Genomic DNA, 14596 nt, shown 5'->3' on the forward strand with positions numbered 1-14596 from the left:
CGTCCGGCTAGTGGGGTTCGATCTGCTCTGCGATTCTTTTGCCAAGGGCTTGGTGCCGGGCAAATACCTGTTTGCCGGTGTAGCTTTCCGGGAGCAGTTCGTTGGGCAGGAGTGGATCATTGGTCATGGCTTGCGAATAAGCCAGGTTGTCCATGCGTAGCAGTTGCATCAGTTCCGCCGGCGAAAACCGGTTGCCTTCCAGCAGGCTTAGGTTTTTTTCGGCGTAGGCCAGATAGTGGTTCTGGATTTCCTGCAGGGCGTCGAAATCCCAGGCTTCCAATACGACCGATTGGTTTCCGTGGCCCAGTACGGTTTTGGATTCGAATAGATGGGCAATGCTGTCGACTGCGGCTGCATGGTCAAGGTCGTCGTATTCCGGACGAATATCGCGCGGTGTGATCCAAACGCTTTGCTGGAGGCATCCCATGCGCAGCGTCTTCAGAAAGGCCCGCAGTTTGTTGCGATAGTCCCGATCCTTTTCCGGAATGTCGAATACGAGCACATACCACCAATGGTTCCACGGTTTAGACCACAACTTGTCCGGCTTGTAATAGGCCGGCAGGCGGGCCTCCCCTTCGGGGGTCAGCTCCAGCCCCGGCATCGTTCCGTCGGTGTGGGGCGTAACGACAAGCCCTTGTTTGCGCAAGCGGGCTATCGATTTCCGGAATGCTTCTTGGTTTGGATAGCAGTGTCCGTAGAAGTCGCTGGCCCCCTTGCTCAGGATCATGGCTCCTGTGTCTTTCAGCAGCGTGGCAAGTTCCTGCCCGACTTTGCGGCGGACGACAGGCAATGAGAGGTCGGGGTGGTGGAAGGGTTCCCATTTCATTGGGCGAAGATAAACGATTTCCACCATCGAGGTCACGGATGAACGGACGGAAAAACTGACGGCCGTCAGTTTTTCCGTCCGGAGGGGGGTGAAAGGATGAGCGAAACCTTGAAACGCAGCGGCGTTGGCGACACTATCTCAAAAGTTTGAGGTGATGGTATGGCGGTGAGTCAAAAACAGATTGCGGAGCGTTTGGGGGTTTCGATTGCGCTGGTTTCGCGGGTGCTTTCGGGCAAGGCGCGGGAGGTGGGCATTGCGGATGCGACGGTCGAGCGGGTGATGAAGGTGGCCGAGGAAATGGGCTATGTGCCAAGTGCGGCGGCACTGACGCTGAAGGGCAAGGCCTCGCGTACGATCGGGGTGGTGGTCTACGATTTCCGCGATCCTTTCTTCGGGGCGATCATCGAACAACTGCAGGCGCAGGCGCATGAGCAGGACTATTCCCTGGTGCTGGCCGGATTCAAGGGTCGCCATCCTGAAAGCTCCGACCTCGCGCCGCTGCACAAGCATGCCATCGATGGCCTGGTTGTGATTGGTTCGGCCGACCGTTCGGAGTGGTTGGCCGGTTTCGGCAAGATGCCGGTGGCTCGCATTGGCCATTGCGGGGCGGGCGAGGAGGCCAGCCTGCGCATTGGTATCGACGAAGAGGATGCCGCGCTCCAGTTGCTGGAACATCTCTGGGCCAAGGGGTGCCGGCATTGCGCATTCATTGGTTCGAACTTGTTCAGCCATTCCTTGCGCTACCAGTCGTTGGAAAAGGTTGCCGAGAGTTTGGGCATGGGCGTTGAAAACCATGTTTGGACCTCGGATGGTTTCGAGGCGGGATTGCAGGCAACCCGGAACGTGCTCTCGGGGAACGCCGGTGAATTGGCGCTGGTTTGCGCCACCGATGTGATTGCGATGGGGGCGTTGCATGCCTTGCACAACGCTGGAGCGTCGCTGGCGGTTACGGGTTTCGACGATATTCCCGCGGCCGCGCAGTTCATTCCGCCGATCACAACGATGCGGCAGCCGATCCGGGAGATGGCGAAGCGGGCATTCGATGCCGTGGTTGCGCCCAGCGAGGCGGGCGAGGTTCTGTTAAAAGGCAAACTGGTGGTCAGGAGTTCATCATGAAAATTGTGGTTGCGCCCGATTCATACAAGGGCAACATGCGCAGCGCGAAGGTGTGCGAAATCATCAAAAGCGCCATCCTCATGGAGATTCCGGAGGCCGAGGTGCTGGCCTTCCCGATGGCCGATGGTGGCGAGGGTACCGTTGATGCCATGGTTGCCGCGACCGGCGGAAGCCTCCATGCCTTGGAGGTTTGCGGGCCGCTGGGCGATCCGGTCGAGGCGCACTATGGCCTGTTGCCCGATGGCACGGCCGTCATGGAAATGGCCTCCGCTTCCGGGATCGAGCTCCTGTCGGTCGACCGGCTCAACCCGATGGAGGCAACCAGCTTCGGTACGGGGCAAGTGCTGAAGCATCTGCTGGAGCAAGGGCATGCCTCCATCGTTATGGGGATTGGCGGGAGCGCCACGGTGGATGGCGGAACCGGCATGGCGCAGGCGCTGGGCTACCGCTTGCTCGATGCGGCCGGGAATGAAATCGGGGAGCGCGGAGGCCAGGTTCTTTCGCGCATTGCGCGCTTCGATTCCTCGCTCGTTCTTCCGGGACTGGCCGACGCGAAGATCCGGGTGGCGTGCGATGTGACGAATCCCCTAACGGGCCCCAACGGGGCGGCGGCGGTTTTCGGCCCCCAGAAGGGGGCGACACCGGGGATGGTTGGCCAGCTCGATGCCGGATTGTCTAATTTGTGCAAGGTTGCCGGGGTGGGGGGAGCGCCGGGCGACGGCGCGGCCGGAGGGCTGGGCTATGGCCTCCGCGTATTCTGCAACGCCGGGATTGTTCCGGGCGCCAACCTGGTGGCGGAGACCGTTGGTTTGCCGGCGGCCCTCGTGGGGGCGGACCTGCTGATTACCGGGGAGGGGCGCACGGATGGTCAAACGGCTTCGGGCAAGCTATGCTCGGTGCTGGCGGCCATGGCGCGTGGGCGCGGCGCAAAAACCCTGCTGGTTTCCGGCGCCTTGCAGGGGGAAATGGAACCGTTTCTTGAGGTTTTCGATTTTTCCTTCAGCATTTCCGCCGGGCATGTTTCGCTGGAGGAATGCATGGCCCATGCCCCGGACGACCTCGCCTTTGTGATCAGGAACGTGATGCGGATTATGTACAAGTAGTTCCGCTGAATATACAAGATTTATTGCCGGCGGATCCCTATAACAGCAAACCTCGAAAATTCGATTTCCAAGAAAGGGTATGATGATGAACTCGAAGAAGAACTCCCTATCGCGCAGGAACCTGCTGCGAAGCACGGGCGTTGCGGCGGCAGCCGTTGCGGCGCCCACCGTAATTCCCTCCAGCGCCCTGGGTTTTGGCGGGTTCACCGCCCCGAGCAACCGGATCACGTTGGGCATGGTCGGATTTGGCCTGATGATGAAGGGCCATTTCAGCAATATGCTGGGCCGAAAGGAAGTGCAGATCCTGGCGGTGTGCGATGTCGATACGAAGAAGCGCGAAGAGGCCAAGGGCAAGGTGGACTCCAAGTATGGCAACAACGACTGCGCCTGCTACAACGAACATGAGAAAATCATGGAGCGCAGGGATATCGACGCCTGCTTCGTGATTACCCCGGACCACTGGCATGTGCCGATCTCGATGGATGCGATCCGCTCCGGCAAGGATGTCTATGTGGAGAAACCCATGAGCCTGACGATCCGGGAGGGGCGGATGTTGTCCGATGCCTGCCGGCGCCATGGCGCGATCCTGCAGGTGGGTAGCCAGCAGCGATCCGAATACTCGTTTGGCAAGGCCGTCGAGATGGTGCGCAACGGCTGGATCGGCAAGGTGCACACCGTCTACGCCCGGCTCGGGCGCTTCCCGGACGGCAAGGTGCTGCCCGAGGAAGAGATTCCGGAAGGTTTCGACTATGACCGTTGGTTGGGATCGACGCCTTGGTATCCCTATAACAAGAATCGCGTTCTAGGAAACTATGGCGGCGGTTGGCGCTCCTATTGGGAATACGGTTCCAGAAAGAACGGCGACTGGGGGGCCCACCACTACGACATCATCCAGTGGGCGCTGGGCATGGATCATTCCGGCCCCGAGTTCTTTTTCCCGATCGGCTACAATGGTTCCACCAGCCAGGGCTACAAATACAAGAACGGCCCCACCATCTACCGCGATTCCAAGGATGCCAAAATGGGTTCAATGATCGAGTTCCATGGCGAGAACGGTTCGATCGGGGTTGGCCGCAGCGGAGATCTGAAGTCGATTCCCGGCGAGCTGAAGAACAAGCCGCTGGCGCCTTCGGAAATCCACCTGCAGGCGACCATGAGCCACCATCAAAACTTCCTCGATGGCATCCGTACCCGCAAGCGCACGATTGCCGATGTGGAGATCGGCCACCGCACGGCGAGCATTTGCCACCTGAGCGCCATCTCCGAACGGCTGAAACGGCCGATCAACTGGAACCCCGCAACGGAAGAGATCGTCGGCGATGCCGAGGCCTCCAAGTGGCTCGACCGCCCGCGCCGCGCGCCCTACACCCTTTAGGAAGGATATGTCACCATGTATATGAAAACACTCTTATCGATTGTGCTGCTCGCCACGGCATCGCACGCCGCCGTGCAGGAGCTTCTGCCGCAGCTGGCGTCCGACGACCTCGGCATCCAGACGCAGGCCCGCCTGGACCTGCTTGCGGTCTGTTCCAACGCCGGCAAGCCCGGAAACGAAGACGAGCGCAAGGCCGTCAGCGAAGAAATCTGCCAAGTGCTGCAGAACGATGTTCCGGTTGTTGCGGTGATGGAGCCGATGATCCGCAACCTTGAGCGCATCGGCGGGGAAGAGGCTGTGCCGACACTGGCCAAGCTGCTGAACCACAAGGAACCGCATGTGCGCGACGATGCCCGCCGTGCGCTGGCGGTCAATCCGTCGCCCGCCGCGGCCCAGGCGCTAGGTGCGCAATTGAAGATGCGCAAGGCGCGCGATGCCCGCGAAACCGCCGGGTTGATCCAGGCCCTGGGCGAGCGCAAGGAAGCCGGCGCGGTTAAGCTGCTCGTCGATTACCTGAACAGCAATGACGACCTGATCTTCATCGCCACCGTCAAGGCGCTGGGCCGGATGGGTAGCGATGACGCCATCCGGGTGCTGGCCGAACACCGGTCCAAGGAGAAGGAATTCCGGTTGGTTCAGGTTGATGCGGCGCTGTTCTCCACGGAACATGTGGCCGTGTTCCAAAAACTCTATTCCGAAAACGAAACGGAGGAGGTTCGTGCCGTGGCCCTGCTGGGGTTGGCGCTGAACAATGGCGGCAACGTGGCCGCCTCGGCCATGGCTTCCGGAAACCCGGCCTTGCAGTCGGCGGTGATCGAGGCGGCTTTGCAGAGCGGGGACGCCAGGTTGCAGGCCTTGGTTGCCGGGCAGCTCGGTCCGTTGCCGCCCTACCTGCAGGCGCGTGGCCTGGCGGCGATCGAGTTCAGCGGCAACCGCGCCTTTGCCAAGGCGGTTGAGCCTCTGCTGAAATCGTCCGATACCCAGATCCAGGACGATGCCTCCAAGGTGCTGGCGCGCATCGGCTCCTCCGATTCCGTTTCCGCGCTGCTTTCCAACGGCCGGCCGGAAGCGCTCCGGGCGCTGGGCATGCTGGATGCCGACGGTGTGGATGCCGTGCTCGAAAAGGAAGCCGCCAGTGCGAACGACCAGAACCGGCGTGCGGCCGCCATCGCTGCGCTGGCCAACCGCGGACGTCGCGACTTGATGCCAACCTTCTTTGCCTATGCCGCCGAGGAGGGCAAGGAAGTCCCGAAGGCCGCGGTGAAGGCCATTGGCGAAATTGGCGGCATGGCCAACCTGGAGCAACTGAGCGAGTTGATGGTTGCCAAGGAAACATCGCCCGTTTCTCGCGATGTGCTGAATGCCATGGTTGAGCTCCTGCGGCGTTCGAGCGATCCGGCCAAGGCGATTGGCATCCTCGTAGCGCGGATGGAAGGCGCTTCCCCGCGCAGCCAGGCCAACATTCTCCAGGCGCTGGTGCAGACCGGTAGCACGGAAGCGCTCAAACCGGTTGCCGAAGCGTGCAAGTCCAGCGACGAAGCGTTGCAGAAGCAGGCGGTCAAGCTGCTGGGTGGATGGAAGGCCGACAATGCGATTCCGGTTATGCTCGAGCTCGCAGCCGACGAGTCCATGTCGGTGGCGAACCATGTAACCCTTATGCGCGGAGCCTCGCGCCTGCTGGCCGGGCAAAAGAAGCTGAACAAGAAGCAGGCGGAGCAGGCGCTCGCCACCTGCCGCCGGGATGAAGAGAAGGAGATGATCCAGGCGGTCATCGACAAAAAGAAGAAGTAGAGCGGTCAGGCCGTTGCGGAGTAGGGGGTGTAGACCAGCCTGCTTCCGCACGTGCTACAGATGAGCTTTGGATTCCGCTGTTGGGCCGTATGCGTCCAGCAGCGGTTTTCGCAGGTAACGTTCCACCGCGGGGGCGCAAACTGCAACCGGTGCGTGCGCTCGCCCGAACCGCCGATCTCTTTGGCCTTGGCTTTCCAGGTCGCATCGTGGTTGTGCTTCCTGCCCACCAGCGCGTGGGCAATCTCGTGCAGGATGGTGTCGCGGATATCCTCGTCTGTTCCGTTGCGCGCCAGGTCGAAGGCGAGCGTGATGAGTTTTTCGCGGAAATGGCAGCTCCCCGCCCGCCGGGTCGAGTGGTCGAACTTGAAGCGCCAGCCCTTCAATCCATGTTGGGCCATCAGCTCCAAGGCCAACTGGAGGACGGACTCAATGCGCCGCACCCGCTCCTCGGCAACGTTTGCGTCGGATTTGAGCCGTTCGTAGGGAACCGTGAATTCTTCTGCGTCCACCCGCACGACCGCGCGTTTCGAATTCGTGCGCAACACGATGCCCTCCACCATCCACTCCTGATAAGCAAATTTCACCCGGTCGTTCGGCGCAAAGCGAGCACGCAGCTGGTCGGTTTCGGAAAGCATGCCGGAGGCTACCAAATAGAGACCGGTTGCCGTTAGCCCGAACTGTTCGAAAAATGGCGCCTCGGTGCGGATATGTCGCCTAGCCGATCGTGGAAACGGGGGGACGGGGAGGGGTAAGTTGTGTAATCCAGATTGACGATCGTCAATCTGGATTACACAAATCGGGTGTTTTGGATTCCTTGGCCGGTGCGCGGATCGTCCTGGTTAGGCCTGTTTCCAATATTTTCGTTTCCGGCCTCCGCCCGACTTGGGGGCGGGTTCTTCGAAGGTGGAAAACTCATACTTCCACGGCGCTGCCAACAAGGTTTTGTGAACCTCGTCTTCGGGGTTGCCGTCTGCCGTGCCCGGGCAATGGATGATCGTGCCCCCGGCCTTCGCAACGCGTTCGAACTCTTCCAGTTCGCTTTCCAGGTTCCATCCCAAGGCATGCGATGTGATGACCACGTCCGCAAATCCGGCGGGAAAGGGGAGGGCGTGGAGAAGGCCATCGACGACGAAAAGGTTCGATGCGCCCGCTTGCCTGGCCTTGGTACGCATGAATTCCCGCAAGCGGGCGACCGGTTCCACGGCAAACACCGTTGCGGCGGTTGCGGCCGCTTCGAGCGCGACGCGTCCCGTGCCGGCTCCGGCATCGACTACTACTTTTCCGGTGAGATCGACGATGGAAGTAATCTCCGCAAAGTCCCACTGGTGGAACGGCAACCGGTCGTAGGCTTCCGGGCATTTGTTATAGACCAGCATGTCGGCGATCGTCCAAACCACCCGCTCTTCTGCTTGCTCCAGTTGTTGTTTGCCATGGATGTTTTGGTGGTTTTCGCTGGCGGATGCCAAGAAGCCGCTGATGGAGGGGCATCGCATTTCGAGATATCGGCGGATTTCCGGTCGGGCCTGGAGCACGGTGGCAAATTCCTGTTCCGGCACCCAGCCGGGCAGATAGGCGATCTGGAACGCTTCGAGCAACAGGAGGTCGTCGATCTCCAATTCAACTCCGGGGAACATGTTTCGGAAATGTTGGATCAGGTCCATGCCTACAACTGGCCTTCCATGGTTCGCGTGTTTCGGGGAGAGGTGTTCAGCATTGGTTTTACATAGCGGTTGGATTTCCGCTTCGCATCCGATAGCCAATATTCGCAGTGTCCTTTTGTTGCATGAATATAGAAAAGCCAACGGGAATCGCTCTGGATCAGCTCATATGGATTGTAGCCTTTTTCCCAGATGCGAAGCTGTTCCGGATCGCTTGGGATGGGGTCGGCATCGAGCTCGACCAGCCGGGCGATGAAGTCCGCGGCCTCTTCGGGATTAAACGAGAAGCTGCCGCGCGAGGTGTTCACATCCAGATCGTTCTTGGTGACGATCTTGCGGCTGGAAGCGGGAATGATTCCGGGCAGCCAGCCCCGTGCGAACAGTCGGTCTTGCTCGGCCTCCGCCCGTGTGGCATAACGGCTCGTTACCGTGTCGCCGCAGCCGAAGAGCAGCATGGCGATGAGGAGGACGGCGAGCTGTTTCATGATCGGCATCGAATTGAGGGTGCGGGTCAGATGTAGGCGGGGTATTGGGCCCGGTCGGTTCCGGGGGCGATGTATTTCCAGTGCTTGTATGACCATAGCCACGATTCCGGATGGGTGCGGATCTGCTGGCTGATGACATCCATGATTTGCTGGGTGAGTTCCTTGACGATTTTTTCCTGGTCGTGGGTTTTGTCGTATGGGGGCGGTGTGATGACCTGGCCGGTGTGGGCTTCGTACTTTCCTCCGCCGGCCTGTTGGCTGAAGGCGAAGATGATGTCGGTGCCGGTGCGATAGGCCAGGTGGGCCGGTGCCGATGAAACGGGGGTGGGCATCCCTAGGAAATCAACCCAGATTCCGCCTTGGTCTTCCACGGTGTTCTGGTCGAGTACGAACGCGGCCTTCCCCTGGTTCCGGAAGCGGCTGACGAGTGTGCGCATGGCGCCTTCCCTGGGGATAATGCTCTGGCCGGTGCGTTGGCGCAGGATGTTGAGATGTTTGTCGATCGAGGCGTTCTTGGTGATGGCGGCGACACTGGCGACATCGATTCCCCGCAATCCGCTTTCGAGGCCGATCAGTTCCCAGTTGCCCGTGTGGGCGGTGATGACGACATGGGCGCAGTGTTCGAAATAGGGGCCGGTGCCGGGGACGAAGCGCTGGTATTTCCTGACGCGCTTTTCGGTGTTGCGGGAGAACCAGAAGATGTCGGCCATTGTTAAGGTGAAACTGCGGAGCGATTTGATGAGGATCTCTTTTTTTTCCTTCTTGGTTTTGGTGTTGCCGAAAACGGTGTCCAGATTGGCCATGCCGGTTGTGCGTTCGCGTTTGGCCACATGGTATGCAATGGTTCCGGCGACCTGGGCAACAAATACGATGAAGAAGCGGGGGAACAGCGGGATGCAAAACGTTCCAAGGCGGAAAAAAAAAGTTTCCAGCGGACGGCGGAGTGCTCTTCGGATTTCCTTGGCTCGACTCATGATCTCTCCTTGAGAATCGGAGGACATTACGCACGATTCGGGAGCCAAACGAGCTGATTCCGTTTGCAATAGCATGGGCTTAATGGGATGCGGTGCGATGGTGCGTGCGGGTCGTTGCCTGTTTCGGTTGATCCGTTTGGGGCAATGGACTACTCTTTGCCCTCACTTTAGTCAGGGGGAGCGCCATGCGGAAACTGGGTTGGATCTACATCATCTTCTATTGCATCGATGCCTTGTTCAGCCTCGTTGCCAGCTTTGAACCTTCGGTGGAGCTGATGAGTAATTTCTGGAGCATGGGGATGCTTTCGTTCGGGATCTTTATTCTGATCTTCATCTGCATGGGTAGTTTACGCCCGGTAAAGGTGTTCGTGCCCATGCTATCGTTCAATGCCCTGGCCTTGGTTTTTGGCTTCGCCCTAACCATTCCCTTGCTGTTGCGCTATGGCCCGCAGATGTCGCAGCTCGATATGAACATCGCCTTTTTCCGCGAGGAGTTTGGGTGGTATTGGGCGGTGCACTGGTTCTTCATGACCCTGTGGCTGGCCGTATGCGCCTTCGCCGTGGTGACCTATTCCCGCTTCATGGTCTCAAAACACAAACAGAACTAAAACGGTATTGTTTTGTGTGGCCATTTCCATGCGGTTGGCTATTATGCTCCGAAATCAAGGAGATTCCATGAAGGCGCATACCGCAAGTTTGATAAATGCAGTGATTTTGATCGGGTTCGGATTGTGGGCCTACCTGGGCTCGGAAACGCCCTCGAAAACGGCGCTGATTCCGGTTGGATTCGGAGCGGTTATTCTTTCCTTATATAAGGGCGTCAAAAATGAGGACAAAATCGTGGCCCATGTGGCGGTGCTTTTGACCCTCGTGATCTTGGCCGGATTGGTGAAGCCGCTGACGGCGGCGATGGGCCGGAGCGACGGTCTGGCGACCGTTCGCGTTTCTGTGATGATCGTCTCGACCCTGTTCGCGCTCTTTTTCTTTATTAAGAGCTTCGTCGATGTCCGCCGCGCCCGCAAGTTGGCCGCTCAAGAATGATGTACCTCGCAGGCGCAGAGATCGCAGAGGAATTATGTGAGGGAAGCGTATGGCCTATGATGAAGGCTTGGCGGAGCGGATCCGGGAAATACTGGCGGATGTGCCGGACGTGACCGAAAAGAAAATGTTCGGCGGGCTGTGCCTGCTGGTCTCCGGAAACATGTGCTGCGGGATTATCGATGATATTCTGATGGCACGGGTGGGGCCGGAACAATACGAGGAATGCCTGAAGCTTCCCCATGCCCGCGAAATGGACTTCACCGGGCGCCCGATGAAGGGCATGGTCAACGTCGATCCCGAAGGCATCGCCGAGGATGAAGATCTGTCGGCCTGGATCGACCGTTGCATGGTTTTTATGAAGACGCTTCCTCGGAAATAGGAGAGGGGCAGGAATAGTTTCCTGTTTCCGGGTTAAATGTTAAAACATGCAACGTTCCTTGTGGAAACAGTAGGTCGGTTGCGTGTACGAAAGTTTAAAAGAACTCATTCTATCGCTGGTGGCGCCGTTGCTGGCGGCACAGATTTTCCTGATGGTGTTGGTCTATTTCACCGTCGTCCGGAAACGGATCTCCGCCTTTTACAAGGGCTATGTGTTGTTTCTGGCCTGTTTCATCCTGTTTCTGGTCGGTCGTCCGTTTCAGCATGGGGCGGTGGCTTTCAGCCAGCCGGTTCTGTATTTCCGGATTTTCCTTTTGTATGCGCTGGCGATTCCTTCGTTGCTGATTGCGGCGGCCGCCCAGTCCGGGGTCGAAAAGAGACGAATCCTGAGCTGGGGGGCCTATGGTGCCGGCCTGCTGGTCACTTTTCTCTATATCCTCTATCGCGACACGTGGTTCGACCAGTTCGCTCCGACGCGGGAGATGCGCTCGTGGGCCACCTATTCCGGGAAAATTCCTTTTTCCCACATCATCCAGGCGGTTGGCGTGGGCATTATGCTGGCGCTTCCGAGCCTTTATCTGATGGTGCGGGAGTTGAGGGGGGCGCGGAACGTGAAGCAGCTGGCCTTCCTTTCCGGAGCGTTCCTCTTCGGGGGCATCATGTTCTTTGCCTCGTTGACCCTCGACTACATGGGCTATTTCTACGTCGGTTCCGTCTTTTGCGCCCTGTGCTGGAGCTGGGCGGTTTTCCAGGACGTGCGCGATATGAAGGGGCGGGTCTCGCTCCTGAAGGACGAACTCCAAATGCGGGTGCAATCCGGTGGCCGGGACGTTGATGATGTGCTCGATGGCCTGGAGCAGCTCTCCCTCGGCAACCTGGATGTCTATAAGCTTCGGTTGCGCGAGGTGCTTAACCGGTTGACCGATGTAACGATCGAGGCGGGCGGGGATACGGAGGTTTTGATCCGCCGGAACAGCCAACGCGGCAGCGACATTGACGCCGGTTCGGATGTGGCGGTTCTTCGGGAAATCGTGAAAACCGAGGCCGCCGAGCTTTCGGTGATGATTGCGGGGATGCCTGCGCAACGGAAAAACGAATATGTCGACGGAGCGAAGGCCTTCATGCGCGAGCATTTTGAGCGGGATTTTGCGGTGGACGAGATTGCGGAATCGCTGGGGATCAGCAAGGCCTACCTGATGCGGGAATTCAAGAAGGGGACCGGCCAGACGGTGAACCAGTTCCTGACCGCGTTGCGGATTGAAAAGGCCAAGGAGCTGTTGGCCGACAGCAACGTCACGGATACCGCATTCAGCGTGGGCTATAATGATTCCGGCTATTTCGGAACGGTTTTCAAGAAACATACCGGCCAGACGCCGCTGCAGTTTAAAAATAATCTCTAAAAACCGGAGCTGAACTAGCGGAAAAACAGGGGATTTCCCCGTGGTCACTATTTTCAATGCCCCCATGTCACTATTTTTAGGGCCGTTTTATCGCAATCCCGTTATCTGTATGTTTTTTCAAAAGGAACCGGAGATGGATATGATGATGCAACGAATCAAATGGATTTGCTTGGCGGCCTCTTTTGCCTTTGGGGTGAACGGGGCGGAAAAGAAAGATGGCACGCTCTGCCTTGCCAGCAACGGAAACGAGGTTTTGGGCTATCGCTTCGAGCCGATGGAAAATCCGGCGGGCGGCGAAAAATTCAAGGGCTCGAACTTTATCCATCCGCTGAAAACGCCCTCCGGTTTTTGCGTGACGGATTTGCAACCGGCCGACCACCTGCACCACTTCGGCCTCTGGTGGCCGTGGAAAATGATCAAGGTGGACGGCCGCGACATCAATACGTGGGAGCTTCAAAATGGCGATGGGCTGATACAGGCCCGCAAGGCGGATTCGACCTCGACCGGATTCATTGCCGAAAGCGACTATGTTGACCGCAAAGCGCCGGACGGTCCGCAGGTCGTATTGAAAGAAACAACGGAGGTGGATGTTGTCGAGTTCAAGACGGACGCCGCCATCGGCTATTATCTGGATTTCAAAATCATCCACCGTTGCGCCGCGGATAAGCCGGTCGAAATTGTGAAATACCGCTACAGCGGCTTCTCGATCCGCGCCACACCGGAGTGGAACAAGGATAACAGCACCATTCTGACCAGCGAAGGGAAAGACCGCTATGGCGCCAACTTTACCCGGGCAACCTGGGTTAAGGCCGAGGGTGCGGTTCCAACGGGTGGAAAAGCGGGCTTCCTGATGATGGGGCACCCGACGAATCATGCCCATCCGGAGCTGTTGCGTACGTGGGATAACCAGCACAACGGGGCGGTGTTCGCCAACTTTAACCCGGTGCAGCAGGCTTCGTGGAATCTTGAGCCGGGCAAAGACTACGCGCGTGGCTATCGTTTTTTTGTATATGATGGTGAACTCAACAAAGAACAGGCGGATCGCCTTTGGAAGGAATACAGCAATGAAAAATAGTACCTCATTTTCCCGGAAGCATTTTTTGGTCGCTTCGGCCGGCGTTGCAGCTGCACCCCTCATCCTTCCGTCGGGCGTCTATGGCGCGGAGCAGGAGCTGGAAATCGGCCTGATTGGATGCGGCCGCATGGGACGCGGCAACATCATGAGTGTTTTCGGGCAGGGCAAAAAATACAACGCGGTGATTACCGCGGTTTGCGATGTCGACCTGAAGCGTGCTCGCGCCATGGCTGAGGAACTGGAGAAAAAATATGCCGAGCAGGGCAGGACGGTTCATTTACAGGTCTGGCAGGATTTCCGCGAGTTTGTCGCCAAGTCCGGCGTCAACGCGGTGGTGATTGCCACGCCCGACCATAACCATGCAATCAACGCCATTGCCTGTGCGGAGGCCGGGATGGATATCTATCTGCAGAAGCCGCTGACGTATTCCGTGGTTGAGGGCCAAAAGCTGATCGAGGTGGTGCGCCGAAAGAAGGTGATCCTGCAGGTGGGTGCGCAGCAGCGTTCCAGCATCTATTTCCGGAAACCAGCCGAACTGGTGCGCAACGGTGCGCTCGGCAAGCTGCACACCATCGAGGTGGAAGTGCCGACCGACAATGGAACCGGCGATCCGTCGCAATCGCCGGTGCCTGGCAACCTGGACTACGACCTGTGGATCGGCCCCACGCCGCTTCAGCCCTACGCCGAGCGCCGTGTCCACCCCCAGCACGACCTTTCGCGGCCGGGCTGGCTGCAGATCGAGGCCTATTGCCGCGGCATGATCACGGGCTGGGGTTCGCACATGTATGATATCGCGCAATGGGCATTGGACATGGATGGCAGCGGCCCCGTCGAAGTCAGCGCCAAGGGCGATTTCCCCCAGCGCGGCTTGTTCGACGTGCACGTGGGCTATTCCGGCGAGGCCACCTATGCCAACGGCGTGAAGGTGGTTTCCAGAAACGGGAAGCCCGGCGTCAAGTTTATTGGCGAGGACGGATGGATCCGCTGCTGGCGCGGCGGGTTCGAGGCGCATGATCGCGAAATTTTCCGTCAGGAAATTCCAGAGTCCGGAAAACTCTATGAAAGCAAGCACCACGAGGCCGATTGGCTGCAGGCCATACAATCCCGTAAGGATCCGGTCAGCACGGTCGAGATCGGGCACCGCTCCAATACGGTCTGTGTGCTGCACCACATTTCCATGAAGCTGGATGGGCGCAAGCTGAAATGGGATCCGGTCAAGGAGCAGATCACCGGCGATCCGGAAGCCAATGCCCTGCTCGACTTCGAGCACCGCAAGCCGTGGACGGTATAGTTAAGCAAAATAATTTGATGCAAAATGAGGAACTGTCCTGATTGTGGTCGAAGCCAACATTTTGCATTAAATGATTTTGCTAT

15 protein-coding genes are annotated in these 14596 nt (G+C 58.6%); 10 read left to right on the forward strand and 5 right to left on the reverse strand.

The features are described 5' to 3' along the window. Positions 1-7 precede the first annotated feature (7 nt). Positions 8-826 carry a PaaX family transcriptional regulator C-terminal domain-containing protein gene (locus E9954_RS17195; RefSeq protein WP_168442356.1) on the reverse strand — a complete coding sequence of 273 codons (819 nt, stop codon included), beginning with the start codon at positions 824-826 and terminating at the stop codon, positions 8-10. Between the two features lie 159 nt (positions 827-985). Between E9954_RS17195 and E9954_RS17200 the strand changes: the two genes are divergently transcribed. From E9954_RS17200 to E9954_RS17215, 4 genes are all read left to right on the forward strand, one after another. Beyond that, complete coding sequence (locus E9954_RS17200) at positions 986-1942, forward strand: LacI family DNA-binding transcriptional regulator (protein WP_136080539.1); 957 nt, start codon at positions 986-988, stop codon at positions 1940-1942. Next, positions 1939-3045, forward strand: a complete 1107-nt coding sequence (locus E9954_RS17205; RefSeq protein WP_136080540.1) for a glycerate kinase — start codon at positions 1939-1941, stop codon at positions 3043-3045. The genes E9954_RS17200 and E9954_RS17205 overlap by 4 nt, the downstream gene beginning before the upstream one ends. Before the next feature lie 79 nt (positions 3046-3124). After that, on the forward strand, positions 3125-4420 hold the full coding sequence (locus E9954_RS17210) for a Gfo/Idh/MocA family protein (RefSeq protein WP_222847218.1): 1296 nt from the start codon (positions 3125-3127) through the stop codon (positions 4418-4420). Between the two features lie 15 nt (positions 4421-4435). After that, on the forward strand, positions 4436-6211 hold the full coding sequence (locus E9954_RS17215) for a HEAT repeat domain-containing protein (RefSeq protein ID WP_136080541.1): 1776 nt from the start codon (positions 4436-4438) through the stop codon (positions 6209-6211). A 5-nt stretch (positions 6212-6216) separates the two neighbouring features. On the opposite strand, the gene E9954_RS17220 is transcribed toward E9954_RS17215, so the two are convergent. The 4 genes from E9954_RS17220 to E9954_RS17235 all read right to left on the reverse strand — a co-directional run bounded on the left by E9954_RS17220 (position 6217) and on the right by E9954_RS17235 (position 9328). Next, positions 6217-6846 carry a SprT family zinc-dependent metalloprotease gene (locus E9954_RS17220; RefSeq protein WP_136080542.1) on the reverse strand — a complete coding sequence of 210 codons (630 nt, stop codon included), beginning with the start codon at positions 6844-6846 and terminating at the stop codon, positions 6217-6219. Between the two features lie 204 nt (positions 6847-7050). After that, positions 7051-7872, reverse strand: a complete 822-nt coding sequence (locus E9954_RS17225) for a class I SAM-dependent methyltransferase (protein ID WP_136080543.1) — start codon at positions 7870-7872, stop codon at positions 7051-7053. A gap of 2 nt (positions 7873-7874) precedes the next feature. Continuing rightward, entirely contained in the window at positions 7875-8354 is a 480-nt protein-coding gene (locus E9954_RS17230) for a hypothetical protein (protein WP_136080544.1), read from the reverse strand. Between the two features lie 26 nt (positions 8355-8380). Beyond that, on the reverse strand, positions 8381-9328 hold the full coding sequence (locus E9954_RS17235; RefSeq protein WP_168442357.1) for a lysophospholipid acyltransferase family protein: 948 nt from the start codon (positions 9326-9328) through the stop codon (positions 8381-8383). 185 nt (positions 9329-9513) lie between these two features. Here E9954_RS17235 and E9954_RS17240 point away from each other — a divergent pair, with 185 nt between their 5' ends. The 6 genes from E9954_RS17240 to E9954_RS17265 all read left to right on the forward strand — a co-directional run bounded on the left by E9954_RS17240 (position 9514) and on the right by E9954_RS17265 (position 14513). Beyond that, positions 9514-9936 (forward strand): hypothetical protein, encoded by a 423-nt coding sequence (locus E9954_RS17240; protein ID WP_136080546.1) that lies wholly within the window; start codon positions 9514-9516, stop codon positions 9934-9936. 67 nt (positions 9937-10003) lie between these two features. Further along, complete coding sequence (locus tag E9954_RS17245) at positions 10004-10369, forward strand: hypothetical protein (protein WP_136080547.1); 366 nt, start codon at positions 10004-10006, stop codon at positions 10367-10369. 49 nt (positions 10370-10418) lie between these two features. Further along, positions 10419-10748, forward strand: coding sequence for a TfoX/Sxy family protein (locus E9954_RS17250; protein ID WP_136080548.1), 330 nt, complete (start codon positions 10419-10421; stop codon positions 10746-10748). Between the two features lie 82 nt (positions 10749-10830). Beyond that, positions 10831-12147 carry a helix-turn-helix transcriptional regulator gene (locus tag E9954_RS17255; RefSeq protein ID WP_136080549.1) on the forward strand — a complete coding sequence of 439 codons (1317 nt, stop codon included), beginning with the start codon at positions 10831-10833 and terminating at the stop codon, positions 12145-12147. Between the two features lie 139 nt (positions 12148-12286). Beyond that, the gene (locus E9954_RS17260) at positions 12287-13222 is read left to right on the forward strand and encodes a DUF6807 domain-containing protein (protein ID WP_168442358.1); all 936 of its coding nucleotides are present in this window, start codon (positions 12287-12289) and stop codon (positions 13220-13222) included. Continuing rightward, positions 13212-14513, forward strand: coding sequence for a Gfo/Idh/MocA family protein (locus E9954_RS17265; RefSeq protein ID WP_136080551.1), 1302 nt, complete (start codon positions 13212-13214; stop codon positions 14511-14513). The genes E9954_RS17260 and E9954_RS17265 overlap by 11 nt, the downstream gene beginning before the upstream one ends. Positions 14514-14596: the final 83 nt, after the last annotated feature.

Source organism: Pontiella desulfatans (assembly GCF_900890425.1).
GTDB lineage: Bacteria > Verrucomicrobiota > Kiritimatiellia > Kiritimatiellales > Pontiellaceae > Pontiella > Pontiella desulfatans.